The 24702-nt window shown below is 49.6% G+C and carries 21 protein-coding genes; 11 read left to right on the top strand and 10 right to left on the bottom strand.

Annotation, left to right across the window (positions count from 1 at the left end; translation table 11 throughout):
• Window positions 1-155: 155 nt before the first annotated feature.
• Window positions 156-1283, bottom strand: coding sequence for an anhydro-N-acetylmuramic acid kinase (locus ASG34_RS07600; protein WP_055828858.1), 1128 nt, complete (start codon window positions 1281-1283; stop codon window positions 156-158).
• A 129-nt stretch (window positions 1284-1412) separates the two neighbouring features.
• Here ASG34_RS07600 and tyrS point away from each other — a divergent pair, with 129 nt between their 5' ends.
• Window positions 1413-2651: a tyrosine--tRNA ligase gene (tyrS, locus tag ASG34_RS07595; protein ID WP_055828855.1), complete on the top strand. Its 1239-nt coding sequence runs from the start codon at window positions 1413-1415 to the stop codon at window positions 2649-2651.
• A 64-nt stretch (window positions 2652-2715) separates the two neighbouring features.
• Here the strand turns inward: tyrS and ASG34_RS07590 are convergent, their stop codons facing one another.
• The 5 genes from ASG34_RS07590 to ASG34_RS07570 are packed head-to-tail and all read right to left on the bottom strand — an operon-like array spanning window position 2716 to window position 7373.
• The gene (locus ASG34_RS07590) at window positions 2716-4263 is read right to left on the bottom strand and encodes an RNA polymerase factor sigma-54 (RefSeq protein ID WP_055828853.1); all 1548 of its coding nucleotides are present in this window, start codon (window positions 4261-4263) and stop codon (window positions 2716-2718) included.
• Between the two features lie 6 nt (window positions 4264-4269).
• A complete protein-coding gene (lptB, locus tag ASG34_RS07585) occupies window positions 4270-5016 on the bottom strand; it encodes an LPS export ABC transporter ATP-binding protein (RefSeq protein WP_055828849.1) in 747 nt (248 codons plus the stop codon).
• An 11-nt stretch (window positions 5017-5027) separates the two neighbouring features.
• Window positions 5028-5648: a lipopolysaccharide transport periplasmic protein LptA gene (lptA, locus tag ASG34_RS07580; RefSeq protein WP_055829188.1), complete on the bottom strand. Its 621-nt coding sequence runs from the start codon at window positions 5646-5648 to the stop codon at window positions 5028-5030.
• 54 nt (window positions 5649-5702) lie between these two features.
• Window positions 5703-6350: an LPS export ABC transporter periplasmic protein LptC gene (lptC, locus tag ASG34_RS07575; protein WP_055828847.1), complete on the bottom strand. Its 648-nt coding sequence runs from the start codon at window positions 6348-6350 to the stop codon at window positions 5703-5705.
• Window positions 6351-6371: 21 nt separating this feature from the next.
• Window positions 6372-7373: a KpsF/GutQ family sugar-phosphate isomerase gene (locus ASG34_RS07570; RefSeq protein WP_055828844.1), complete on the bottom strand. Its 1002-nt coding sequence runs from the start codon at window positions 7371-7373 to the stop codon at window positions 6372-6374.
• Between the two features lie 231 nt (window positions 7374-7604).
• On the opposite strand from ASG34_RS07570, the gene ASG34_RS07565 reads away from it, so the two are divergent.
• Window positions 7605-9581, top strand: coding sequence for a cation:proton antiporter (locus ASG34_RS07565; protein ID WP_055828841.1), 1977 nt, complete (start codon window positions 7605-7607; stop codon window positions 9579-9581).
• A gap of 116 nt (window positions 9582-9697) precedes the next feature.
• Window positions 9698-10708: an NAD(P)/FAD-dependent oxidoreductase gene (locus tag ASG34_RS07560; RefSeq protein ID WP_055828838.1), complete on the top strand. Its 1011-nt coding sequence runs from the start codon at window positions 9698-9700 to the stop codon at window positions 10706-10708.
• A gap of 734 nt (window positions 10709-11442) precedes the next feature.
• On the opposite strand, the gene moaC is transcribed toward ASG34_RS07560, so the two are convergent.
• Complete coding sequence (gene moaC / locus ASG34_RS07555) at window positions 11443-11934, bottom strand: cyclic pyranopterin monophosphate synthase MoaC (RefSeq protein ID WP_055828836.1); 492 nt, start codon at window positions 11932-11934, stop codon at window positions 11443-11445.
• A gap of 114 nt (window positions 11935-12048) precedes the next feature.
• Between moaC and ASG34_RS07550 the strand changes: the two genes are divergently transcribed.
• The 4 genes from ASG34_RS07550 (at window position 12049) to ahpF (ending at window position 16911) form a co-directional block, all read left to right on the top strand.
• Complete coding sequence (locus ASG34_RS07550) at window positions 12049-13608, top strand: beta-barrel assembly-enhancing protease (RefSeq protein WP_082504837.1); 1560 nt, start codon at window positions 12049-12051, stop codon at window positions 13606-13608.
• A gap of 19 nt (window positions 13609-13627) precedes the next feature.
• Window positions 13628-14434: a thiosulfate oxidation carrier complex protein SoxZ gene (gene soxZ / locus ASG34_RS13845; RefSeq protein WP_082504849.1), complete on the top strand. Its 807-nt coding sequence runs from the start codon at window positions 13628-13630 to the stop codon at window positions 14432-14434.
• 168 nt (window positions 14435-14602) lie between these two features.
• Entirely contained in the window at window positions 14603-15166 is a 564-nt protein-coding gene (gene ahpC, locus ASG34_RS07540) for an alkyl hydroperoxide reductase subunit C (RefSeq protein ID WP_055828833.1), read from the top strand.
• Window positions 15167-15345: 179 nt separating this feature from the next.
• A complete protein-coding gene (gene ahpF / locus ASG34_RS07535; protein ID WP_055828828.1) occupies window positions 15346-16911 on the top strand; it encodes an alkyl hydroperoxide reductase subunit F in 1566 nt (521 codons plus the stop codon).
• Between the two features lie 38 nt (window positions 16912-16949).
• Here ahpF and ASG34_RS07530 read toward each other — a convergent pair whose 3' ends face one another.
• The gene (locus ASG34_RS07530) at window positions 16950-18599 is read right to left on the bottom strand and encodes an NAD(P)/FAD-dependent oxidoreductase (protein ID WP_055828825.1); all 1650 of its coding nucleotides are present in this window, start codon (window positions 18597-18599) and stop codon (window positions 16950-16952) included.
• Between the two features lie 188 nt (window positions 18600-18787).
• On the opposite strand from ASG34_RS07530, the gene ASG34_RS07525 reads away from it, so the two are divergent.
• Complete coding sequence (locus tag ASG34_RS07525; protein WP_055828823.1) at window positions 18788-19885, top strand: diguanylate cyclase domain-containing protein; 1098 nt, start codon at window positions 18788-18790, stop codon at window positions 19883-19885.
• A 4-nt stretch (window positions 19886-19889) separates the two neighbouring features.
• On the opposite strand, the gene ASG34_RS07520 is transcribed toward ASG34_RS07525, so the two are convergent.
• Together ASG34_RS07520 and ASG34_RS07515 are read right to left on the bottom strand one after the other, a co-directional pair.
• Window positions 19890-20495, bottom strand: coding sequence for an HdaA/DnaA family protein (locus tag ASG34_RS07520; RefSeq protein ID WP_055828820.1), 606 nt, complete (start codon window positions 20493-20495; stop codon window positions 19890-19892).
• A gap of 24 nt (window positions 20496-20519) precedes the next feature.
• The gene (locus ASG34_RS07515; RefSeq protein ID WP_055828816.1) at window positions 20520-21650 is read right to left on the bottom strand and encodes an AI-2E family transporter; all 1131 of its coding nucleotides are present in this window, start codon (window positions 21648-21650) and stop codon (window positions 20520-20522) included.
• 174 nt (window positions 21651-21824) lie between these two features.
• On the opposite strand from ASG34_RS07515, the gene purM reads away from it, so the two are divergent.
• The 3 genes from purM to ASG34_RS07500 are packed head-to-tail and all read left to right on the top strand — an operon-like array spanning window position 21825 to window position 24673.
• Window positions 21825-22871, top strand: coding sequence for a phosphoribosylformylglycinamidine cyclo-ligase (gene purM / locus ASG34_RS07510; RefSeq protein WP_055828814.1), 1047 nt, complete (start codon window positions 21825-21827; stop codon window positions 22869-22871).
• Window positions 22871-23569 carry a DUF3108 domain-containing protein gene (locus tag ASG34_RS07505; RefSeq protein ID WP_055828811.1) on the top strand — a complete coding sequence of 233 codons (699 nt, stop codon included), beginning with the start codon at window positions 22871-22873 and terminating at the stop codon, window positions 23567-23569. Before purM ends, ASG34_RS07505 begins: the two co-directional genes overlap by 1 nt.
• A 27-nt stretch (window positions 23570-23596) precedes the next feature.
• A complete protein-coding gene (locus tag ASG34_RS07500; protein ID WP_235559701.1) occupies window positions 23597-24673 on the top strand; it encodes a DUF3108 domain-containing protein in 1077 nt (358 codons plus the stop codon).
• Window positions 24674-24702: the final 29 nt, after the last annotated feature.

The raw sequence follows: 24702 nt of genomic DNA, 5'->3' as shown, positions 1-24702 counted from the left end.
GGGTAGACGGGATTAAGGCTAAATTATACGCAATCAACTCTCCAAAATGCGCACTTGCGGGGAGATTGAAAGTGAAAACACCGAAAAAGCTGTCAAAACATGCACCAGAATTAACCGCTAGCATGGTGCAGTTGCACTGCTTGCGTGAAAATCCGCTACGCGGGATAGATGGCGCCGAGCACGCGCAGGCCGCGTGCGCCAGTGACGGCGGGCAGGTTGCCACTCAAGCCATCGACACAGCGTTGCGCCAGCCACGCAAACGCTACTGCCTCTACCCAATCCACCTCTACGCCCAGTTTGTCGGTTGGATCAATGCAGCAGCCAATCAGTGCGGATAAGCGCTCTATCAATAGGCCGTTATGCGCACCGCCACCACAGACATATGCTTCGTCTATAGCCGGGCAAAAGCGTTTGATGGCATCGGCAATACTAAGCGCTGTAAGCTCCAGCAAGGTTCGCGCGATATTTTCCGGGCGGTCATCAACCACGTTTAAATGTTGCGCCAGCCACTGTTGGTTAAACAAATCCCGTCCTGTACTTTTTGGTGCAGTCTGCGCCAGATAGGGTTCAGCCAGCATGGCTTCTAATAAAACATTATTTACCTGTCCGCTGGCAGACCAGGCACCATTGGCGTCAAAGGCCTGACCTGTGTGTTGTTGCGTCCATTGATCTAGCAACATATTGCCGGGGCCGGAATCGAATCCGGTCACTTGCCCATCCACTGGTAACCACGAAATATTGGCAATGCCGCCGATGTTGATAATAGCGCGGTTTTTAGTAAGGCTGGCAAACACCGCCTGGTGAAAGGCCGGTACCAAAGGTGCGCCCTGACCGCCTGCTGCCATATCCCGGCTGCGGAAATCACCTATTACTGTGATATTCGTGAGTTCTGCCAGCCGGGCATGGTTACCTATTTGTAAGGTATAAGCCTGGCCATCTGGCAGGTCCGGGCAATGGCGTATGGTTTGCCCGTGGCAGCCAATCGCGGTAATTGCTGATGCCGGCAATTGGCTTTGCTGCAAAATTTTTAATACAGACTCTGCGTAGAGCTCGGCCAAACTATTTGCCATCAGTGCTGCATCATGCAGTTCATTGATGGCAGGTTGGTGCAACGCCAGCAATGCCTGTTTGATGACGGATGGATATGGTACAAATGCCTGGTCAACTTGTTCAAAGCAATCACCGGTATGCGCGACCAATGCCGCATCAACACCGTCCAGGCTGGTGCCTGACATGATGCCAATAAAGTAACGCGTATCGGGGACTGCTGACTGTGAAATCATAGGCCCACATAGTAACATCGTCGCGGGATATGCCTACAGTAATGCACCAGATTACGTTAAAATAGCCGCTTTAATTTAAACCATGCTGTTAAGAAGTATCTTCGCTAACAGCGTGACAGAAATGTATTTATGACAGACTCAAAACCTTCAGCCGAGGCGATCAGCACGGAAATTTCCCCCGAGATTGCCAAAGCACTGGCTATTATCAAACGCGGTGCGGATGAATTGCTGATCGAGCAAGAATTGGTTGAAAAGCTCAAAACCGGTAAGCCACTGCGCATCAAGGCAGGTTTTGACCCAACCGCACCTGATCTTCATTTAGGCCATACGGTACTTATCAATAAATTGCGCCAGTTGCAGGATCTTGGTCACCAGATCTTATTCCTGATCGGTGACTTCACCGGCATGATAGGTGATCCCACTGGTAAAAGCACTACCCGCCCGCCGCTTACGGTAGAGCAGGTCAAAATCAATGCGGACACTTACTCAGAGCAAGTATTCAAAATCCTGGATCCGGCTAAGACTGAAATTGTGTTCAACTCCAAATGGTTGAGCGAGCTTGGTGCAGCTGGCATGATTAAACTGGCTGCCAGCCATACTGTGGCGCGTATGTTGGAGCGTGATGATTTTTCCAAGCGTTTCAAAGGTAATCAGCCGATTGCGATTCACGAGTTTTTATACCCGTTGTTACAGGGCTACGATTCTGTCGCCTTGCAGTCCGATCTGGAGTTGGGCGGCACCGATCAAAAATTTAATTTGCTGATGGGCCGCGAGTTGCAGAAGCAGGCAGGAATGGCGCAGCAGTGTGTGCTGATGATGCCATTGCTGGAAGGTCTTGATGGCGTTAATAAAATGTCCAAATCGCTGGGCAACTATATTGGTATCAGCGAGGCACCCGAATTAATTTTTGCCAAAATCATGTCTGTCTCCGACACGCTGATGTGGCGCTATATTGATTTGCTGTCTTTTGCCTCATTGGAAACCATCGCCGAATGGAAGGCGCAAGTTGCCGGTGGCGAAAACCCGCGTAATATCAAGGTAGGTTTTGCGCAGGAAATCGTAGCCCGATTCCACGGTCAGGCAGCAGCAGAAAAAGCACTGGCAGATTTCCAGACGCGCGCCAAAGGTGGTATCCCTGATGATGTGCCGGAAGTGGAAGTGGCTATTGAAGGCGAGAGTATTGGTATCAGCCAGTTACTGAAACTGGCTGGCCTGGTAGAAAGCACCAGTGAAGCGATGCGTGCTATTCAACAAGGTGGCGTGAAACTGGATAGCGTAAAAGTGGAAGACAAAAATCAGCAATTGGAAAAAGGCGTGGTGGTGGCCCAAGTTGGCAAACGCAAGTTCGCCAAAATAACCATTAAGTAATTAACTGCTTGAAAGTAAAAGGCCGCTTCTTAGCGGCTTTTTTCTGAAAGATAGAGATTGCGTTTTAAAGTGACTTACGCAAATTGGCGGGTGGAATGCTCAATGATTCACGATATTTGGCAATGGTCCGGCGCGCTACCACAATGCCCTGTTGTGCCAGGGTGTCGGTAATCTGATTATCTGATAATGGTTTTTTGACGTTTTCTTCTGCGACCATCTGTTTGATCAGTGCTCGGATCGCCGTCGCCGAGCAGGAACCACCAGCATCTGTCGCAACCGAGCTGCCGAAGAAGTATTTCAGTTCATAGACGCCACGTGGTGTGAGCATGTACTTATGCGTAGTCACCCTGGAAATGGTGCTTTCGTGCAATTCGAGTTCTTCAGCAATCTCACGTAATACCAGCGGGCGCATGGCAATGTCACCGTGCTCAAAAAAGTTGCGCTGCCTATCCACAATTGCTTGCGATACGCGCAATATGGTCGAGAAGCGTTGCTGGATATTCTTGATCATCCATTTGGCTTCCTGCATCTGGCTTTGCAGATACTGGCCGGAACTCTCACGATTACGTTTAAGGATGTCGGCATACATCTGGTTGATGCGCAATTTAGGGATCACGCCGTCATTCAGGGTTGCCACCCAGATGCCTTTGATTTTTTTGACCACCACATCATGCTGGATAAAATGATCGTGGCTGAAATTGGAAAATTCGCTACCCGGCCTCGGGTTTTGCTGGCGGATTAGTTGTTGCGCGCCTTTGAGTGAAGCTTCATCGCAACTCAATTGTTTGCGCAGCTTCACAAAATCTTTATTGGCAAGCAGTGCCAGGTGGTCTTTTACAAGTGCAATGGCGGTTTTCAGGTAGGGCGTATCAGCAGGCAAGGCATTAAGTTGCAATAACAGGCATTCACGCAAATCGCGTGCGCCTATGCCGATGGGATCGAGATTCTGGATCAGCTTGAGTGCGGTCTCCAGTTCAAGCAAGTCCACTTCAAGTTCAAGCGGCAGGTTTTCAACGACTTCCTGCAGATCCTGTTCGAGATAGCCGTCATCATTAATGCTGTCGAGCAGCAGTTTAACCAGGCTCATATCACGGTGCGATAAATGCGCCAGCTGGATCTGGTCTATGAGGTGCTCACGCAAGCTTATGCTGCTGGCATCCTGGCGGGAGAAATCGCCGTCTTCATCGTCATTATTGTTGCGGCCTGCTTCGTCCCAATTGCTGGTACTGCCAAATTCGCCATAATCATCTTCAAATTCCGGCGGTGTGAATTCTTCATTAAGGTTGGGTAATTCGCCTTCGTTACCGCTAAGGTCATCCCGTAATTCTTCACGCAAAGTATCGGCTGGCGAAGAAATATCCTGTTGAATGGCAACGTCAAATGAACTGGCATCTTCCACTTCAGCCTGAGCCTGCAACGGTGTTTCGGGCGTGTTATCTTCAAACTCGCCTTCTTCATTGTCAGCCATTTCCAGTAAAGGATTTTCCTGCAAGATGGCTTCCAGCTCCTGGTTAAGTTCCAGCGTCGACAATTGCAACAGACGGATAGACTGCTGCAACTGCGGCGTCAGAGCCAGGTTTTGCGACATGCGTAATTGCAGATTTTGCTTCATAACAAATTACAGCCTAAAGTTTTTGCCCAGATATACTTCACGTACACCTTCGTTCTGGATGATCTCATCCGGCGTACCCGCGGCAAAAATGGCGCCTTCATTCACAATATAAGCGCGGTCACATATATCCAGCGTTTCACGCACGTTATGGTCTGTGATTAAAATGCCTATATTCTGGCTGCTGAGGTAACGGATAATTTTCTGGATCTCGATCACCGCAATCGGGTCAATCCCGGCAAATGGCTCATCCAGCAGAATAAATTTCGGGTCAGTGGCTAGGCAACGCGCGATTTCAACCCGGCGGCGCTCACCCCCCGACAAACTGACAGCCTGGCTATTGCGGATATGCTGGATATGTAGCTGATCCAGCAATGATTCCAGTTTGGCTTCACGCTGTTCAGCGGTATAAGGACGGGTTTCCAGTATCGACAGAATATTATCGGTCACAGACATCTTGCGAAAAATGGAGGCTTCCTGCGGCAGATAGGCCAGACCCATACGCGCACGCTCATGCATGGGGGCGTGGCTAACATCGGTACCATCCAGGGTGATACGGCCGTCATCCAATGCCACCAGGCCAACAATCATGTAGAAGCTAGTGGTTTTGCCTGCACCATTCGGGCCCAGTAATCCGATCACTTCACCACTGTGCAAATCAAGCGTGGTGTTTCTGACGACGGTACGGCCCTGATAGGTTTTTTTTAAATGGCTGACGCACAAATGGCTGTTGTCTGGAGAAACGGTTGTTTGCATATTGCCAGTCTTTACTGTGATTCTTTCTTGGATCCGTTTTCAGGTGCATCGGGTACCGGTTCAGTCCTTAACTGCAACGAGCGATTCATCCGCAACCCTTGTTGGGTATTAGATTTGTTATCTAACACTGGCGGGGTTGTTTTGTTTTTTGGCTGTATGGTAGCTTTCACGCGGCTGTTGGCGGTGCCATTCGGGTTTGCTTTAGTGCCACCAATCACTTCTGCATATTCGGCATTGGCGTCATAACTGATGTAATCACCCGTCACTACGTCTTCGCCACGTTTGACCCAGGCATTGGTATACAGTTGCACTTTATCCATGCGGGCATTGTATTCAATGCGCTGACCACTGCCTTGCATCCACTCATTTTTGCCGGTGCGTTTCTGTTTAAATGTGGTTGGCGTGCTAGGAGTGCCGGTACAAGTGCTATGCTGGAAGCCATCCTGGTCTTCACGTACTATCATCTTGTCGGCCTTGATTTGCAAAGTACCCTGGTTCAGGATCACATTACCGGTATAGACGCTGATTTTTTTCGCATCGTTGACGCTGACGGTATCGGCTTCCAGCTCTATCGGCTGGTCACGATCTGACTCCTCAGCCCAACCGGTAGCTGAGCATAGCGTGCCCAGCATCAGGCAGGTAACATAAAATAATTGCGTGCGCGTTTTCAACTCATCTCTCCAGAATCATCGACTCTTAGTACTTGTATTATTGCTGGTGCCGCTTTTAGCTGGCTTGACCACAGCCTTTGTGGGTGCTGCATCGGGCGCTCGCTCATAATGAACATGCACCCGGTTAAATAATTGCATGGTTTCCGATTTTTTATCAAAACGCATACCAGTACCGGTAATCACTGTCGCCGGTTTCTGATGGATAGTGACGGGCAAATCGGTATAAGCAATATCCGTATCCGGCTCTACGAATAACTTCTCGGTAAGCATTTGCATTTCACCTTTTTCAGCCGTGGCCTGGCGAATCACTTTGACCTGTTTGTCAAACTCCACCAGTTTACCATTGCCGAATATTTTGCCGCGCTGACCGTGAATCTGTGTGTATGGCGACTCTTGTCCAAACTGGGTAAAACGTGGCCTGTCCAGTTCAGTGTGGTCACTATCCGGGTAGTGGCGCATCTGCGCAGCAGCCAGCACATATTTTGTTTTTCCAGTCGCATCGGTGCGCGTGCTGACAAAGTTATACAGCATGTAATCGGGCGCATGACGGCTCAGACCAGTCACGCGCGCCGCTTGCTCTTGCACTGTTTGGTTAATCCAAAAAGTCAGCAGTGCCAAAAACAGCATCAAACCAATCGGCAGCAGAATCGGATATTTAAGCATGTGTAATCTCTACTAGTCTGCCTAAACGACTTTCGCCTTGAGCAAGTCATGCATATTAAATGCGCCTACCAGTTGCTGTTGTTCATTCACGGCCAGAAAACCATTGATTCTGTGCTGCTCCATCAAACTGACTGCTTCAACGGCCATTTGCTGGGTACCCAACAGTCGGGGCTGCTTGCTCATCACATTTAAAATAGGCGCCTGGTGATCCGTGAGTCCCTGTACGAACAGGCGTCTTAGGTCGCCATCAGTAAATATACCGGTCGGTTTTTGTTCAGCATTCACAATGGCAGTAAACCCCATGCCTTTGCTGGTGATTTCCTGGATTGCTTGCTGCACAGTGGCTTTTTCACTGATACTTGGAATAGCATCGCCAGTGCGCATCACATCTTTAATCCTGACCAGTAACCGGCGGCCAAGACTACCCCCGGGGTGCGAACGGGCGAAGTCTTCGGCAGTAAATTCGCGCAGGTCAAGCACGCATAACGCCAGTGCATCGCCCAAAGCCAGTGCCGCGGTGGTGCTCGCGGTCGGTGCCAGGCCTAGCGGGCAGGCTTCATGACCAACTGCAGCACTTAAATGTACTTCCGATTCACGCGATAAGGTTGAATCTTGGGTGCCGGTAATGCTGAGAATACGGGCGCCAATGCGACGGATAGCAGGCAGAATATTGATGATTTCATCACTCTCGCCCGAGTTGGAAAGCGCAATGACCACATCTTCTGCGGTAATCATGCCGAGGTCGCCATGGCTGGCTTCAGCCGCATGCATAAAAAATGCTGGGGTCCCTGTGCTGGCGAGTGTAGCTGCAATTTTGCCGCCGATGTGGCCGGATTTCCCCATGCCGGTGACAACAATACGGCCGCGGCAGTCAAGAATCATATGGACCGCAGCTTCGAACTCAGCGCCCAGGCGTCCGGCCAGCTGGCGGATCTCATCTGCTTCGTGCAATAACACATTGCGCGCTTTTTCTACGATGCCAGAACTTTCAGCAAGTTTGACACCTGATTTTGCTATACTCATGGTCACTAAGTATAGCAAGTGACAGCCCCGGCAAGAAAGCGAATCTAGGCTTTTTTACCGTTTTTTTAATATCAGGCACATTTTTTGCATTGAACAAAAGTTTTGTGGCGGCATAATTAAGCTGACATAATCCGGTTTTATAATAAATTAACGACCACAAGCGGCGTATTCTCTGTATATCGGCAATGTGGTCTAAATCAGTGGTTTTAATTAGTTGCTTAGAATTTTTGCATGTTTGACTCCCTAATCCATTTACTTTTATTGCTCACCAGTTCGGTATTTGCCGTCGGTTTGTTCCGCATATTGGGACTGCCGGCAATACTGGCTTACTTTATGATCGGCATCGTCCTCGGTCCGCACACATTGGGCCTGCTCGAGGATGAAGAAACCGGTCGCCAGGTAGCTGAATTCGGCATTGTGTTCCTGATGTTTAGCATAGGCCTGGAATTCAGCCTGCCCAAGCTATATGCCATGCGTAAAACCCTTTTTGGCCTGGGTGGCGGGCAAGTGATTCTCACGCTGGTTGTCAGCCTGTTGCTTGGCAAAATGGCCGGGTTAAGCCTGACCACTGCCTTTATTATCGGTGCAGCGTTGACAATGTCATCCACTGCAATCGTTTCAAAAATCCTGATGGAACGTGTGGACCTCAGCTCACGTCATGGACGTTTGAGTATCGGGGTATTGTTATTCCAGGATCTGGCAGTGATTCCAATTCTGGTGCTGATTCAAACATTGGGTGCGCACAGTAATAACTGGCTGGATGTGCTTGGACTGACATTGTTGAAATCTTCAGTCCTGCTATTCCTGTTATTCAAATTTGGTAAAAATATCCTCAACTTCTGGTTTGAGCTGGTAGCCAAACAGCGTTCACGCGAACTGTTTGTATTAAACGTGCTGATGGTGACCTTGCTCATGTCGGCGGCCACCAATTTTGCCGGTCTATCTTTCGCACTGGGTGCCTTTGTCGCTGGCATGCTGATCTCAGAAACCAAGTTCCGCTACCAGGTGGAGTCGGATATCGCGCCTTTCCGCGATATTCTGCTCGGCTTGTTCTTTATCAGTGTCGGTATGCTGCTGGATGTCAGGGTCATTCTTGAACATGCAGGCTTGATCGTTGTGTTGCTTGCGGTTTACCTGATGTTCAAAATAGCCCTGATTGCTTTCCTGACTAAATTCTATGGTTTTGAGATGGGGGTGGGTGTGCGTACCGGCATTATCCTGGGCCAGGCAGGTGAATTTACTTTTGTGATTCTGGCTCTGGGCTTGCAAACGCGCCTGATCGATGGAGAGGCCCTGCAACTGGTGTTGTCCGTGGCCATACTTTCGATGCTGGTGGCGCCATTTATTATTCAGTACAACGGCCGTATCGCGCGTTACCTGGTAAAAAGCTATACCCGCAATAGCATCAAAGGCGTTGACACTATCCAGGAGCACAGCCAGGAATTAAGTGGTCACGTTATTATTTGTGGCTATGGCCGTAGCGGTCAGTATCTGGGTCGTTTTCTGCGTGAAGAAAATATTCCCTATGTTGCCCTGGATATGGATGCCAGCCGCGTGCAGGAAGCCGCGTCTGCCGGTGAAAACGTGATTTATGGTGATGCCAGCAGGCGTTCAGTGATGGAAGCCGCTGGCCTGGGTCGTGCCAAGGCCGTGATTATCAGCTATGCCGAAACACGTGCCTCCATGAAGGTGCTGGATGTAATCAAGGAACGCCATCCTAACCTGCCGGTGATTGTGCGCACGCATGATGACAGCGAGATGGATGAGTTGCGCGCCGCCGGTGCCGCTGAAGTGGTGCCGGAAATTCTCGAAGGCAGCCTGATGTTAGCTTCGCATGCCCTGGTTACCCTGGGTGTGCCGCTAAATCGGGTGGTCAAACGGATCCGTCTGTTCCGAGAAGAACGTTACAAAATGTTCAAGGGTTATTTCCGCGGTGTCAGCGATGCCGATGCGTCTACCGCCTCTTTGCCACAACTGCATTCGGTGGAAATGTATAAAAATTTCTATGCGCATGGCTTACGGCTGGATCATGTTCCGTTTGAAGATTTTGCGGTCGAGGTTAAACAGCTACGCCGCCCTAACATGCCGGAACCTATCGTCCCGCGCGGTGATATCGTGCTGAACGAAGGTGATGTGCTGGTATTGCTGGGCAGTAATGCCGCCCTGATCGCCATGGAAGTCTATTTGATTTCCGGCCGCAAACCCTAGAAAATCCACTCCTGATTTCAAGCAGGCTGCTAACAGTGTAAAGTCTGCAGCCTGTTTAATTTAATTCCTATTTAATCCACTGTTAGACATACGCTTTTTTTCCTGAAAATTCTTTAATGGCAAACACTTCGGTATTAGTTGTGGGCGGCGGCATTGTCGGCTGTTTGACCGCCATGCAATTGCGCAAGCAAGGTCATGAAGTCACGGTGGTAGAGCGTAATGTTATCGCCGCGCAAACGTCTGGGGAATCCTCCTGGGCCGGGGCGGGTATCGCGTTTCCGCTGTTGCCATGGTTTTACCAGGATGTGGTCAACGAATTAGCACTGGCCGGTGCCAGGGCTTACCCAGCAGTCAGCGCCGAGTTGTTTGCAGAAACCGGCATTGATCCTGAATGTATTCAAAGTGGCATGTTGATTCAGCCATCCTTTGAGCGCGAACTGGCACTGGCATGGTGTAGCAAATTTGGCCTGGCAGTAGAGGCACATGGCGAAAACCTGCTGATCCCTGAAGTGATACAAATCCGTAATCCTCGCCTGTTGCAATCCCTGAAAGCCTGGTTGATTAAACACGGCGTCAAGTTACGTGAGCAAACCCGTTTAATGCCATTGCAAGAAGGGCAATTGCCTATCAGTGGCTGGAAAACTACTGAAGGTGAAACCTTGTACGCGGATACCTACGTAATCACTTCAGGCGCCTGGAGCTTTGAGTTGCTTAAACAGACTGCCCTCTCGCTGGATATCAAACCCATGCGCGGACAGATGCTGCTATACCAAATGCAACCTGGCTTGTTGCCACATATTGTTTACCGGAATGGTTTTTATATGCTGCAACGTGCGGATGGCCACTTGCTGGCTGGCAGTAGCCTTGAGGATGTCGGTTTTGATACAGGTGTGACCGAGAGCATGCGGCTAGAAATGCAGGCGAAGGCAGAGGCAATATTGCCAGAATTGCGTGGACAGCCGATTATCAAACACTGGAGTGGGTTGCGGCCGGGAACGCCGCATAATATCCCGATGATAGGACGGCATCCGCAGATTGAGAATTTGTATTTGAATACCGGGCATTTTCGCTATGGGGTGACGATGGCGCCGGAGTGTGCACGGAGAATTGCCGCGTTGATTGCCTGACAGTGCGGCGTGTGCAGTACATAGCTTAACGGCAGGCCTGTGCGCAAATCATAAGAACAGCAGGGGTCGTCATTCTGGCGGAGGCCAGAATCCAGGCAGCATTATTGCTTGGCTCAGTTCCTTAAAGAGAAGAGTGCCCTACTGGCTGGAAGTCTTAACTTGGATTATTCACTATTCCTTTTTTCGCCCCTAGGCGAGTTATTTTTGTTTGCTTGCCCAAAGAACAAGTAACCAAAAGAAAGGGCACCCTAGCTTCCGCTTGTTTCCTGCGTTGCTCGTCAAAATAAGCGGTCGCGAAACTCGCCCTGACAAGCCACACACTTCGTGGCTTGTTGCGGAGCTCATACAGTCGCTCCCTTGTTTCTTATTTTGACTGCGCTACTCGGCGCGTCAGATAGGGGGCCGGTTAAACCACCACTATGAAACTGGGGCGAGACGCAATCGACAGATGTGACTAAGTGACTTTTTTAATCTGAAGACTAGACCAAGCATCCAATTACGTTGTCTTGTCTTTTACTTTTGTCTTTGTTTTTATCGGCCGCCCACGTTAAGCAACGCTGGAAATAAGCGGAAGCTAGGGTGTCCTGTTCTTTACCTCTTTCTCATGGACAAGCATAAGAAAGAAGGTCGCCTAGGGGTGAAAAAGAATGACCACCAAGCTAAAAAATGAGAATTACTTTTTAAGCTAATCTTTAAAATCTAGCATTAGAAGCTAAGCTGAAGTCAGCAAGAATTTAATTGCTACTGTTCTCAGCAGCTACCCAATTCCCACTGTTCCCGCCATGCTTTTCCAGCAATCGAATACCATCCATCGTCATGCCACGATCTATCGCCTTACACATATCATAAATCGTCAGCAAACCCACCTGAACCGCCGTCAATGCTTCCATCTCAACCCCCGTCTGTCCGGTAGTTTCACACTGCACACGGCAAACAACACGATGATTAATTTCATCTGTCACATAGCTCACATCAACACGACTTAAGCTCAGCGGGTGACAAAGCGGAATCAGATCGCTGGTTTTTTTACTGGCCTGAATGGCTGCAATCCTCGCAACTCCCAGCACATCGCCTTTTTTTGCATTACCTTGCAAAATGGTTTGCAATGTCGCCGCTTGCATATGAATGGTGCCTTCAGCAATGGCCACACGTTTGCTGTGCGCTTTATCGCCAATATCGACCATATGCGCATGGCCCTGTGCGTTGAAATGCGTTAATTCGGACATGTTGAAAAATGATGAACTCAAGCGGTGAAGCCGCTATCATAACAAGTTTGGGTCAGCGGTCCATGCTGATTCAGGAATAATGTGATTTTCAGGATCGTTTTTACTCAAAGGTACATGGTTTTTAACCCACTCAAACTTGTTGATCCCTACTCGCGCCGCGCACTTGGGCGATGGAGTGTCACGTTGGCTTTGCTGATGCCATCCGGGCTCCCCATGCTGGCAGAAAGTGCGGTTGGCCAGTTTTCCGGTAAACCTTATGAGCCCGAGCTGGATTTAAATTTACCGGCAGACTCTTCCAACCAGTTGCCTGAACTGGGGGATGCTTCGCAAACCGTATTGTCTGCGCGCGATGAGGAAAAAATCGCTAACCAGATTCTCAAACAGGTGGCTGTGAGCCAGGATGTATTTGATGATGCCGAGGTCACTGATTATTTACAGGCATTAGGCAAGCGTCTGGGGGCCAGTAGCCCGGACAAACAGCAGAAATTCTATTTTTTTGTTTTGCAGGATAAAAGCATTAATGCGTTCGCGATGCCTGGCGGTGTGATCGGTGTGCATACCGGCTTGTTTACATCATCCAATAGCGAGTCTGAACTGGCGAGTGTACTGGGACATGAAATCGGTCATGTTACCCAGCATCACTTGGCGCGTATGCTGGCCTCGCAAAAATACGATATGTTCAAGAATATTGCTGCGACTGCGCTGGCTTTGCTAGTGATGAGGTCAAATCCGCAAGCGGGGATGGGCGCGATGACAGCGGCGTCGGCTGCCGGTATCCAGCGCCAGATTGATTATACGCGTGAGCATGAGCGCGAGGCGGACCGTGTCGGCCTGACTATCTTGCAAGATGCCGGGTTTGACGTACGCGCCATGCCAGCTTTTTTTAATACCTTGCAGCGGGCGACGCGTTTTTCTGATGGCAATATGCCTAGTTATTTGCGTACTCACCCGATGACCAGCGAGCGGATTGCCGATATGGGTAACCGTGTGCAAAACCTGCCTTATAAGCAGGTTAATGAAAACCCGGCTTTTTCGTTGATGCGGGCAAAAATACGCGCGTTCCAGGGTTCTCCCACGCAAATGGTCGAAGAGTTCAAGAATAACCTGGAGGAAGGCCGATTCCAGAATGAGCAGTCCGAACACTTCGGGTTGGCGTATGCTTATTTACGGGCGAACCAGGCAAAAAATGCCCAGCAGGAAGTGCAATGGCTGGAGCAGCATGGCATGGTCAATCCTTACATTATTACCCTGAAAGCGGTGACGTTGGCCAAGCTCGGCCAAGTGCCGGAAGCGCAAGCGCAGTTTTTACAAGGTCTGCAACGTTACCCGCAGCATAGAATATTTGCCCAGGGCCAGGCGGAGTCATTGATTAATAGCAATCAGTGGGCGCCGGCAGTGAGTTTTATCCAGAAGCAGCTGCAAACGTTTCCTGATGATCCCAAACTGTATGAATGGCTGGCCGCGGCTTACCAGGGGCAAGGCAAGCAAATGCTGAGACATCAGGCATTGGGTGAGGCATATGTGCGCAAATACGATTTGCCGCGTGCGGTAGATCAGTTTGAAATCGCCAGTAAAGCCAAAGATGGGGATTTTTATTTGCAATCCAAAGTCGAAGCTCGACTGAAGGCGCTCCGTTTGCAGCAAGCATTGGAAAAAGATGATGACAAAGGCTAACTGGTTGCAGGAGCGTTTAATGCAAAGACGGACACTATTAAAGGGCTGTTTCGCGTTGGCGACCTTACCGTTCTGGATGATGATTCAGAAAGTACAGGCTGCCACCTGGTTTATGCAGGCGTTTGAAGCCAAGCACACTGATGAGGTCATGTCAGCATTGCAGGCGAAAGCAGTACCGGTTTCGCAGGAGATTCATATCGAAGCACCACAAAAAGCCGAAAATGGGGCTGTGGTGCAAGTGGAGATTTCCAGCCAGCAGCCTGCGGGTAGTGTCAGTAACATGCGTTTGCTGGCCGATGCCAACCCGACGCCGCTGATCGCCAGTTTTGAGTTAGGCAAGCAGGTATTGCCTAAGCTGGTAACGCGCATCAAGCTGGCGCAATCGGGTGAATTAATCGCGTTAGTGCAGAATCCTGGCGGCCAATTTCAACAACAACGCCGTGACGTGATTGTGCTGGAGGATGGCTGTGCAGGTAGTGAGCGTGAAGAGCCATTCGCCAGCAGCATGAAAATGCGCGCAAGGCCACTTGCAGACGGGCCGTTAGGCAAGAACATTACCGAGCTCAAGATTATTATCGTGCACCCGATGCGCACTGGTCGCAGTAAAAATGACGATGGGCAATTGATGCCAGCGCATTTCATGCAGCTGATGCAGGTGATACTGAATGGAACGGTCGTTGTCGATGCGCAAACCGGCACCGGCATTTCGCGTAACCCCTACTTTACGTTTTATTTGAAAGACGCCAGAATTGGTGATGTGATTGCAGTTAACTGGCAGGATAATCGCGGTTTCAGCGGCCACGGTGAAGTCACCGTATCACTTTAATTTTTGATAAGTAATATTTATCATTAAAATTAAAACAATCAATTATGCATATGTATTAAAGTTGTCTACAATGCATGCATTCGCTTAAACAAACAAAGTTTAAATAGCAGTATCAGATCACTAGTTAAGTGAAACAACGTTTTAAACCATTATTAAAAGGAGAGCACAATGTCATTGATTAATACACAAGTTCAACCATTCAAGGCCCAGGCATTTCACAACGGTAAATTTATCGAAGTGACTGAAGAATCTTTAAAGGGCAAATGGTCTGTATTGATTTTCATGCCGGCAGCGTTCACGTTCAACTGCCCTACAGAAGTTGAAGATGCCGCTGACAACTACGCAGAGTTCCAGAAGGCTGGTGCTGAAGTGTACATCGTGACCACCGATACGCATTTCTCTCACAAGGTTTGGCACGAGACTTCACCAGCCGTGGGTAAAGCAAAATTCCCGTTGGTTGGCGACCCGACTCACCAATTGACACGTGCCTTTGACGTGCATATTGATGAAGAAGGTCTGGCATTGCGCGGTACTTTCGTAATCAACAACGAAGGCGTGATCAAGACTGCTGAAGTACACAGCAACGAAATCGCGCGTGATGTGAAAGAAACTTTGCGCAAGTTGAAAGCGGCACAATACACCGCTGCCAACCCAGGCCAGGTTTGCCCAGCCAAATGGAATGACGGTGCTGCGACATTGACACCATCACTGGACTTGGTAGGTAAGATTTAATCTCTCTGAGATTAGTTTTAGCATCGCCCTGCGAGAGCAGGGCGCTCAGGTAAAGTCACTAAAGGTTTTATGCCTGCTAGCGGGTTTACCTGAGCTTCCCCCAACCGTTTTAAATGCCATGTGGAATGGCCAGGGCTTCTTGCCGCCTGAAATAAGGGCAGGAATTTTGGAGAATAAAAATGTTAGACGATACCTTAAAGACACAACTGCAAACCTACCTTGGTATGCTGCGTCAGCCTATCCGTCTGATCGCATCCCTGGATAACAGCGACAATGCCGCAAAAATGCGCGAATTGCTGCAAGAGATTACCGCCTTATCGGACAAAGTCAGCCTGGATGAAACCGGCGATGATGCGCGTAAACCTTCATTCGTGATCGCCAAGGAAGGTGAAACGCATGGCGTGCGCTTTGCAGCGATTCCTCTGGGTCATGAATTCACCTCATTGGTGCTGGCTTTGTTGTGGACCGGCGGCCATCCACCAAAAGTGGAGCAGGATGTGCTCGACCAGATCAAGGCGTTGGATAGCGACCTGAACTTTGAAGTGTATATGAGCCTGTCTTGCCATAACTGCCCGGATGTTGTGCAGGCGACTACCTTGATGACGGTATTTAATCCGCGCATCAATGTGACGGTGATTGATGGCGGCCTATACCAGGACGAAGTGAACGAGCGCAACATCATGGCGGTGCCAGCCACTTTCCTGAATGGCGAGATGTTTGCTTCTGGCCGCATGCTGGTGGAAGAGTTTCTGGCGAAAGTGGACACTGGCGCGGTAGCGAAAGAAGCTGAAAAACTGAATGCCAGAGAGCCATTTGATGTGCTGGTGGTGGGCGGTGGCCCGGCTGGCGCTTCAGCGGCGATTTATTCTGCACGTAAAGGTATCCGTACCGGCATCGTGGCGGACCGTTTTGGCGGCCAGGTCAACGACACGCTGGCGATTGAAAACTTTATTTCGGTCAAGGAAACTGAAGGGCCTAAATTGGTGGCAGCGCTAGAAGAACACGTGAAAACTTATGAAGTCGACATCATGCCGTTGCAACGTGCAGTTAGTCTGGCTGAACCTAAACAGACCGACCAAAAGCATGGCGGCCTGATTGAAGTGAAACTGGAAAGCGGGGCGACCTTGCGTAGTAAGTCAGTGATTCTGGCAACCGGGGCACGTTGGAGAAGCCTGAATGTGCCAGGTGAAGCAGAGTACAAAAACAAAGGTGTTGCCTATTGCCCACACTGCGATGGCCCGTTGTTTAAAGGCAAGCACGTGGCAGTGGTTGGTGGTGGTAACTCCGGTGTGGAAGCGGCGATTGACCTGGCCGGTGTAGTGGGCCATGTGACTTTGCTGCAATTTGATACCGAGCTGAAAGCGGATGCCGTGTTACAACGCAAATTACGCACTCTGGAAAATGTCACTATTCTGACCAGTGCACAAACCACTGAAATTACCGGTGATGGCACGCGTGTCAATGGTTTGACCTATACAGACCGCGTCAGTGGCGAAAGCAAGCATGTAGCCCTGGAAGGTGTATTTATCCAGATTGGCCTGGTACCGAACACGGACTGGCTGAAAGGTACGATAGACCTGAGCAAGTATGGTGAAATTGAAATTAATAACCATAATGCGACTTCGTTGCCGGGTGTATTTGCAGCGGGGGATGTGACAACGATTCCCTACAAGCAAATCGTGATTGCAATGGGCGAAGGCTCGAATGCTGCTCTGGGCGCATTTGATTACCTGATTCGCCAGTAATGATATAGCAATAAAAAAACCTGCCGAAGCAGGTTTTTTTATTTAAGGCTGTTCATTGATGAGTTTAGCGATAAAGAAACTGCTTCAGCCACTTTAATGCCATCCACAGCCGCTGACAAAATACCGCCAGCATAACCAGCACCTTCACCACAGGGAAACAAGCCTTTGGTGTTGAGGCTTTGTAGCGTGTCATCGTCACGCTTGATGCGTATCGGGCTGGAAGTACGTGTTTCCACACCGGTTAAAATACCATCTGCCAAATCAAAATTGGGGATCTGCTTGGCAAACGCCGGAATTGCTTCGCGGATGGCGTTGATCGCAAATTCTGGCAAGGCGGATTCAAGGTTAGTCAGATGCACGCCTGGCGTATAGGAAGGCGTGACTTCACCAAACTCGGTAGAAGGGCGATTTGCCAGAAAGTCACCAATCAATTGCCCCGGCGCCGAGTAGTTGCTGCCGCCTAATACAAACGCATGACTTTCGAGTTGACGCTGTAACTCAATGCCTGCCAATGGATGGTCGGGGTAATCTACTTCCGGCGTGATGCCGACCACAATACCCGCATTGGCATTGCGCTCGTTACGGCTGTATTGACTCATGCCGTTGGTCACCACGCGGTTAGGCTCAGACGTGGCGGCGACTACAGTTCCCCCTGGGCACATACAGAAGCTGTACACACTACGGCCATTCTTCGCATGATGTACCAGTTTGTAATCTGCTGCACCCAGTTTTTGCAGGATGTCATCGCTGTAACTTTTGCCATAGCGTGCACGGTCTACCAGGCTTTGTGGATGCTCAATGCGGAAGCCGATTGAAAACGGTTTTGCTTCGACAAAAATGCCTTTGTTGTAAACCATTTCAAAAGTATCCCGGGCACTGTGGCCGACGGCCAGTACCAGATGGCGGGTAGATAAATATTCGCCTGTTTGCAAGAAAACGCCATGCACTTGCTGGTCCTGCACATCAATCTCGGTGACGCGGTGATTGAAACGGATTTCACCGCCCAGGCTGATAATGGTGCTACGCATTTCCTCGACCATACTGACCAGCTTGAACGTACCGATATGCGGATGGCTGATATATAAAATTTCTTCCGGCGCGCCAGCTTTGACAAACTCCTGCAATACCTTGCGCCCGTAATGTTTGGGGTCTTTAATCTGGCTATACAGTTTGCCGTCGGAGAAAGTGCCTGCGCCACCTTCACCAAACTGCACGTTGGATTCAGGATTCAATTTGCCTTTACGCCATAATCCCCAGGTGTCTTTGGTCCGCTCACGTACCTCTTTGCCACGCTCCAGCACGATAGGCTTAAAACCGGCTTGCGCCAATATCAGGGCTGCAAAAATACCTGCCGGGCCAAAGCCGACTACGACAGGCCTGTGTTCCGAAGCCTGCGTATTGGTGGCAACGAATTTATAGCTGGTATCTGGCGCAGGTTTGATATGGGGATCTTTTTTAAACCTGGCAAGAATCTGAGACTCGTTTTTGACCTCGATATCGATGTTGTACACATAAAGAATGGCATGTGATTTACGCGCATCCACCCCGCGCTTGAAAATTTCAAAATGGATCAAATCGCTCTCAGGAATTTCCAGCCGCTTGAGGATAGCAGCCCTGATTTTATCGTCTTGATGCTTAAGCGTCTCCGCTTGTACTAATGGAAGCTTGATTTCAGTAATTCGTAGCATAAATATCTCATGGATAGTGGTTATCTATCAAAAACGTATTTTATTACATCCAGTCTTAGCGTATGGTAGATTTTTATATCGGTTCTATTTAATTAGTGTCGAATTTGGTCGTTAGAGGAATTATGTTTAATTACAAGCGCCAAATACTTACCCCGTTAATCATTGCCGCAACTATTCTGTGCGTCTCAATGATATGGTTATTTATCGCTATGTATCAGCTGGTGGCCTTTTCGGAGCAAAAAGATTCGGTAGACCGGCAGCGCTATGACGTGGCTGCACTAGGTAAAGCCATCACCAATGCTGAAAGCGGCCAGCGTGGCTATTTGCTGACCGGGCATACCTTGTTCCTCGATACGATGGAGCAGGGCCGTACAGACACGCGTAGAGTGCTTGCCAGCCTGGATAGGCGTGTAGCCTCTGTGGGTGAAGTTCGCCCCGAACTGGAAACGGTTAAACAATTAGTGAATCGAAAATTTGATGCCATGGATATCAGCATCCAGGTGCAAATGCGCGCCGGTTCCTATGCCTCACACCTTACGCTGAGTAAAGATAAAAGCCGAGAGTTGATGAAGCTGATTGATGATCGCTTGGGCGAGATGGATAGCAAGCTTGAGCATTTGCGGGCGGATTACGAAAAAGAAATACGCCAGCGCGTGATCCAGGCGGTGATCGGCGCTATTTTGCTGTGTATGCTGATTATCGGCGTGTTGCTGTTTTCGTACCGCAGTACCACCGATTTGTTAGGCAAGATGCTGGAAACCCAGGCGGTCACCGAGCAGTTAAGCCATCAGGTTGACCATGATCTGCTGACCGGTTTGCCAAACCGGCGCAGTGTGGATGAACATTTGGAAAGTGTTTTCCAGCGGTCAAAACACACTTCAAAACCGTTTGCCATCTTCTTTATGGATTTAGATGGATTCAAGCAGGTGAATGACCAGTATGGTCATGAAATTGGCGATGCACTGCTGATTGAAGTTTCTCATATGTTCCAGAAAGTGCTCCGGCAAACGGACTTTCTTGCCCGCCAGGGTGGCGATGAGTTTGTGCTGGTGGTGGGCAGTTATATGCACCGCATGGAGTTAGTGCAACTCGCGCAACGATTGATACAGTTATTTTCGCGCCCGGTGATTGTCAGAACCATGGCACTTAATATTGGCGTGAGTATAGGCGTTGCCGAGTATCCGCGGCATGGCAAACAAGTGAAACAGCTATTACATGCGGCCGATAAGGCGATGTATGTGTCGAAGAAAAACGGTAAAAATTCTTACAGTTTTAATGGTGAATAGTGCATTAATTTGCCAGTTCAAGTTGCAGCATGTTTTTTAGCAAAGGCACTGTCACCGGCTTTTTAGTCGTCAGTGACCATTCATCCAGCGCATCAAGTACTGCCACTAGTGTCGGTAAGTCGCGGCGTAAGTATTTCAGGCAGTAAGCGATCACTTCATCGGGTAATTTCATACCCCGGTCACGCGCATGCGCACGCAGAGCATCGGCTTTTTCGTTATCACTCAATGGCTGTAACTGGTAGACCAATCCCCACGCTAAACGGGTAGCCAAATCATCCCGCAAACCCATTTGCGTGGGTGCATGGTTGCCGGCGGTCACCAATACACCGCCTTCGGCTTTGATTTGGTTAAAGGTATCAAACAGGATGATTTGTGATTCTTCATCCAGGGTATGCACATCATCGGCGATATGCGCACCCATGGCCTGGGCTGCCAGTAGCAAGTGCGTTTTACCACTGCCCGCAACACCCCATAAATATACAAAAGGTGAAGGCGCATGCCCGGCCAGTGCTGCTTGCAGGCTGCTGAGAGCTTCCTGGTTCTGGCCGACAATAAAATTGCCAAACCCCGGTGCGGCCGGGGGTTGGATATTCAGTAATAATTGTTTCACAGCGAATGCTTAAAAATTAAAAGGTCAGTCATCCGATAAGTGAATTACTGATGCCTGGCTGTGCAGGTAAGTGTCGCTACGCAAGTAACTATTTTTGACGTAGCGTAAACCGACGGCAATGGCAGCGCTGACCGGCAACGCCAGCAACACCCCGGCAAAACCAAATAATTGCCCGCCCGCCATTAAAGCCAAAATCACCAGTACCGGATGCAGGCCGATACGGTCACCGACCAAGATAGGTGTCAGGAAAAAGCTTTCTACAAACTGGCCGACGCCAAACACCAGTAGCACTGGAACCACTTCTGGCAGTGAGGCGAATTGTAATAATGCCAGGATCATGGCCAAAATAAACGCCAGGGCAAAACCGAGATAAGGTACAAAGCTGAGTAAGCCGGCAATCATGCCGATAGACAGTGCCATATCGAGGCCAACCAGCCATAAGCCAACACTGTAAAACACGCAAAGCGACAGCATCACTGATAACTGCCCGCGGAGAAATTCGGCCACTACACTGTCTATATCCTTGACGATTTTTTTGACACGGCCTATCAGGTCGCGTGGAATCAACTCACCAATTTTGGTCATCATATCGTCCCAGTCGCGCAAAAAATAAAACAGCACCACGGGCAGCAAGAGTATGTTGGCGAGCATGCCAATCAGGTTCAGGCCTTTTTGACCGGCACTCAATAATACGCTGCCAACAAAGCTGCTCGCTGATTGCCAGTGCTCGGTCAACAGTTTTTGTATATAGGCCGGGTTCACATTGAAACGAATGCCAAAATGCTGCAGCAGCCAGGGCTCCACCTGCTGATGAAAATGATCCACCACTGCCGGCAAGCGTTGCACAATGAGCATTGATTGTTGTTGCAACAGCGGGAGAATAATCAGCATCAAACCAATCAGCGCCAGAATCACGCCAGCCATCACTAGCAAAGTCGCCAGAGTGCGGCCAACTTTCCATTGACGGTATCCGGCTTCACTGAGCCGGTCTACCAGCGGGTCCAGCATGTAGGCAATCACCATGGCTGCCAGAAAGGGCGTCAGCACAGGTTCCAGCAAATAAAACAGATAAATGAAAAGCGCAGCCACGATCCACCAGCGATTTTCGCTGACAAACTGAGTCACACTGGACGTTTGATACTCGTGATCTGACATGGGCGCCTGTAATGCATACACTCAATCCGGCATAGGTCGAACTGGCAAGATGCGTTAAAATAATGATTATTCTTAAAATTATACTGAATTTCGTGGATGTAACACGCTTTGTTGCAATATCCATGAATTTATATTGAATTAAATATTCATAGCATAGAAAGAAACGAGAGTACTTTGACGACTTCTTCTGATAAAACTTCAGTCACTTACCGCGACGCCGGTGTGGATATGGAAGCTGGTGATGCGCTGGTCGAGCAGATTAAGCCATTTGCCAAACGCACCATGCGCCCGGAAGTCATGGGTGGCATTGGCGGCTTTGGTTCATTGTTCGCCATGCCAAAAAAATTCAAGGAGCCCATTCTGGTTTCCGGTACTGACGGTGTAGGTACTAAACTCAAACTGGCATTCCAACTCGACAAGCATGACACCGTAGGTATCGATCTGGTAGCCATGAGTGTGAATGACATTCTGGTGCAGGGCGCCGAGCCGCTGTTTTTCCTCGATTATTTTGCCTGTGGCAAACTGGAAGTTGGCACGGCCGCCGCCGTGATTAAAGGGATTGCCCAAGGTTGTGAAGAATCCGGCTGTGCATTGGTCGGTGGTGAAACTGCCGAAATGCCGGGCATGTATCCGGCGGGTGAATATGACCTGGCAGGGTTTGCGGTTGGTTGTGTCGATAAAGCCAATATCATTGATGGTTCTACCATCAAAGCAGGTGATGTGATTTTGGGCCTGGCTTCCAGCGGCGCGCATTCCAATGGCTATTCTCTGATCCGCAAACTGATTGAACAATCTGGCATTGATATGGAATCAGACTTCCATGGCCGTAAATTCAAAGATGTAGTGATGGCACCAACCAGGCTGTATGTGAAATCCGTGCTCAAATTGCTGGAAACCTTGCCGGTCAAAGGCATGGCGCATATCACCGGCGGTGGCATTACTGAAAATATTCCACGCGTGTTACCTGAAGGTCTGACGGCAGAAGTGCAAAAATCGAGCTGGACATTGCCACCGCTGTTCCAATGGTTGCAGGCTCAGGGCAATATCGCTTCGGTGGAAATGTACCGTACCTTTAACTGTGGTATTGGCATGGCCATCATCGTTGCTGCCGAACATGCCGAGCAGGCACAAACTGTATTGGCTGGTTCAGGTGAAACGGTATACCGCATTGGCCAGATTCGTACGCAACAGGCTGGCGAAGCGCCGACTGTGGTGGTGTAATGAATCCGATTCGCTTACATCATAGGGTCGTCAGCGGGCTGGCGGCACTATTGTTTGTTGCTTCCGCGAATTTATCGGCAGCGCCCAAGCAGCTCACCCTCAAGTATGACCTGCTTCAGCAAGGCGTTACTATAGGTAGTGTCAAAGACCAACTGACGGTGACAGGTAATAAATACCAGATCGACTCGCTGGCCGAAGGTAAAGGTATTTACAAGCTAATGGGTGAGCGCACACTCTCAAGCCAGGGCGATGTGGCCCAAAATACGTTACGCCCTGCACATTTTGAATCCCGTCAATCCAAACATCCTGATAAAGCCTTGATAAGTGATTTTGACTGGGGCAAAAAAGTACTCAATATGCAGGTGAAAGGCGAACAGGAAACCGAAAAGCTGGAGAAAGGTACCCAGGATTTATTAAGCATATTGTATTGCTGGATGTGGCAACCGCCAAAAGGCAAGCAGGTGAAGTTGTTGATCAATAATGGTAAGAAACTATCGCCACACACATTTGTAGTAAGTGAAGAAAAGACACCGTTGGAAACCGAGGCTGGTACATTTAATGTGATCAAGCTGGAAGACAGCGAGGGCGAAAAAACGCTTTATCTGGCCAAAGACAAAGGTTATCTGCCAGTAAAGTTAGTCGTGCAGGATGACGGTAAACGCATGGAACAAGTGATCACCAGCATCACTGGCCAATAACGGGTATTCTCCACATCGGGAAAGCGCGTGATTAACACACAAGGCCTGCGAAAATGGATACGGCAACACGTTTCCTGGCGATTAGCGTTGGCGTTATGCGTATCCTTGCTTGTGCATGTGCTGCTTGTGAAGGAGGTTGCCTGGCAAAGCTGGTTTTCAGGCGAAGAGCCGCCACCAACCTTGTTAAGTGCGCAGCTTGAAGCCGCGCCAGTCAAGCCGCCGGTCAAAGCACCAGTCAAAGCTGTAGCCAAAGAAAAGCCACCGGTAACCAAGTCTGAACCAGCGCCAAAAGCTATTCCAGTTGAAGATCCACCAGAACCTGTGGCCGAATCTCCTGTTGCATCGCAACCCGCAGAAATGAGCGAACAGGACACAGTGCAGGCAGAAGAAGCCCGGCAGGCAGAAATTGCCGCCTGGCATGAAACTGATAGTGCCATCGCAGAGCCGGATGCGGCGCTACCGCCGCCTTATCAGCGGGTAAGTACTGAGTATGCGGTGTTTGTAAATGGCGAAAAGCAGCCTGCGGGCAGCGCAAAAATAGATTATGCGCAGGAACCATCCGGCCAATACAGCCTCCGCTGGGTGGTTGAAGGGCGTGGTCTGTTAAAATTGCTCTACCCGACGCTTGAGCAACAAAGCCGCGGTGACATTGGCCCACATGGATTAAAACCGCATTTTTACCGTTATGCGTTTGGCAGCAAGGCGGACAAAATATATGAAGCGACTCTGGATTGGGAAACCAATTTTATTACCCTGAAATCGTCCAAGGGCGAGCAACGGCTGGACCTGCCACGTAACACACAGGATATCCTCAGCTTTATGTACCAGTTTATGTTTGTGCCGCCACTGCAGGAAATGCATATTGCACTCACCAACGGGCGACGCCTGAATACCTACCAATACGAGTTTGAGGGTGAAGATTCGATGGTGATCGCTGACCAGGCCATTCAAACGGTACACATAGCGCATACCCGTGGCGAGACCGACGAAAAAATTGAATTATGGCTGGCGAGCGATTACCGCTATGTGCCAGTCAAGATCAGAAAACAGGAAAAAAACGGCATGGTGATTGAGCAAGTCGCCACACGTTTGATCACTGAATAACGCAAGACGTAACATATTTGAAAGACATT

Origin of the sequence: Methylophilus sp. Leaf416, assembly GCF_001424665.1 — a bacterium.
In the GTDB taxonomy this organism is placed as follows: domain Bacteria; phylum Pseudomonadota; class Gammaproteobacteria; order Burkholderiales; family Methylophilaceae; genus Methylophilus.
This window is presented reverse-complemented; position numbering and strand designations above follow the sequence as displayed.

Excerpts from the sequence above, each read along its gene's own strand:
- ASG34_RS07600 (WP_055828858.1), bottom strand. The coding sequence starts at position 1,283 with ATGATTTCACAGTCAGCAGTCCCCGATACGCGTTACTTTATTGGCATC.
- tyrS (WP_055828855.1), top strand. The coding sequence starts at position 1,413 with ATGACAGACTCAAAACCTTCAGCCGAGGCGATCAGCACGGAAATTTCC.
- ASG34_RS07590 (WP_055828853.1), bottom strand. The coding sequence starts at position 4,263 with ATGAAGCAAAATCTGCAATTACGCATGTCGCAAAACCTGGCTCTGACG.
- lptB (WP_055828849.1), bottom strand. The coding sequence starts at position 5,016 with ATGCAAACAACCGTTTCTCCAGACAACAGCCATTTGTGCGTCAGCCAT.
- lptA (WP_055829188.1), bottom strand. The coding sequence starts at position 5,648 with ATGCTGGGCACGCTATGCTCAGCTACCGGTTGGGCTGAGGAGTCAGAT.
- lptC (WP_055828847.1), bottom strand. The coding sequence starts at position 6,350 with ATGCTTAAATATCCGATTCTGCTGCCGATTGGTTTGATGCTGTTTTTG.
- ASG34_RS07570 (WP_055828844.1), bottom strand. The coding sequence starts at position 7,373 with ATGAGTATAGCAAAATCAGGTGTCAAACTTGCTGAAAGTTCTGGCATC.
- ASG34_RS07565 (WP_055828841.1), top strand. The coding sequence starts at position 7,605 with ATGTTTGACTCCCTAATCCATTTACTTTTATTGCTCACCAGTTCGGTA.
- ASG34_RS07560 (WP_055828838.1), top strand. The coding sequence starts at position 9,698 with ATGGCAAACACTTCGGTATTAGTTGTGGGCGGCGGCATTGTCGGCTGT.
- moaC (WP_055828836.1), bottom strand. The coding sequence starts at position 11,934 with ATGTCCGAATTAACGCATTTCAACGCACAGGGCCATGCGCATATGGTC.
- ASG34_RS07550 (WP_082504837.1), top strand. The coding sequence starts at position 12,049 with ATGGTTTTTAACCCACTCAAACTTGTTGATCCCTACTCGCGCCGCGCA.
- soxZ (WP_082504849.1), top strand. The coding sequence starts at position 13,628 with ATGCAAAGACGGACACTATTAAAGGGCTGTTTCGCGTTGGCGACCTTA.
- ahpC (WP_055828833.1), top strand. The coding sequence starts at position 14,603 with ATGTCATTGATTAATACACAAGTTCAACCATTCAAGGCCCAGGCATTT.
- ahpF (WP_055828828.1), top strand. The coding sequence starts at position 15,346 with ATGTTAGACGATACCTTAAAGACACAACTGCAAACCTACCTTGGTATG.
- ASG34_RS07530 (WP_055828825.1), bottom strand. The coding sequence starts at position 18,599 with ATGCTACGAATTACTGAAATCAAGCTTCCATTAGTACAAGCGGAGACG.
- ASG34_RS07525 (WP_055828823.1), top strand. The coding sequence starts at position 18,788 with ATGATATGGTTATTTATCGCTATGTATCAGCTGGTGGCCTTTTCGGAG.
- ASG34_RS07515 (WP_055828816.1), bottom strand. The coding sequence starts at position 21,650 with ATGTCAGATCACGAGTATCAAACGTCCAGTGTGACTCAGTTTGTCAGC.
- ASG34_RS07505 (WP_055828811.1), top strand. The coding sequence starts at position 22,871 with ATGAATCCGATTCGCTTACATCATAGGGTCGTCAGCGGGCTGGCGGCA.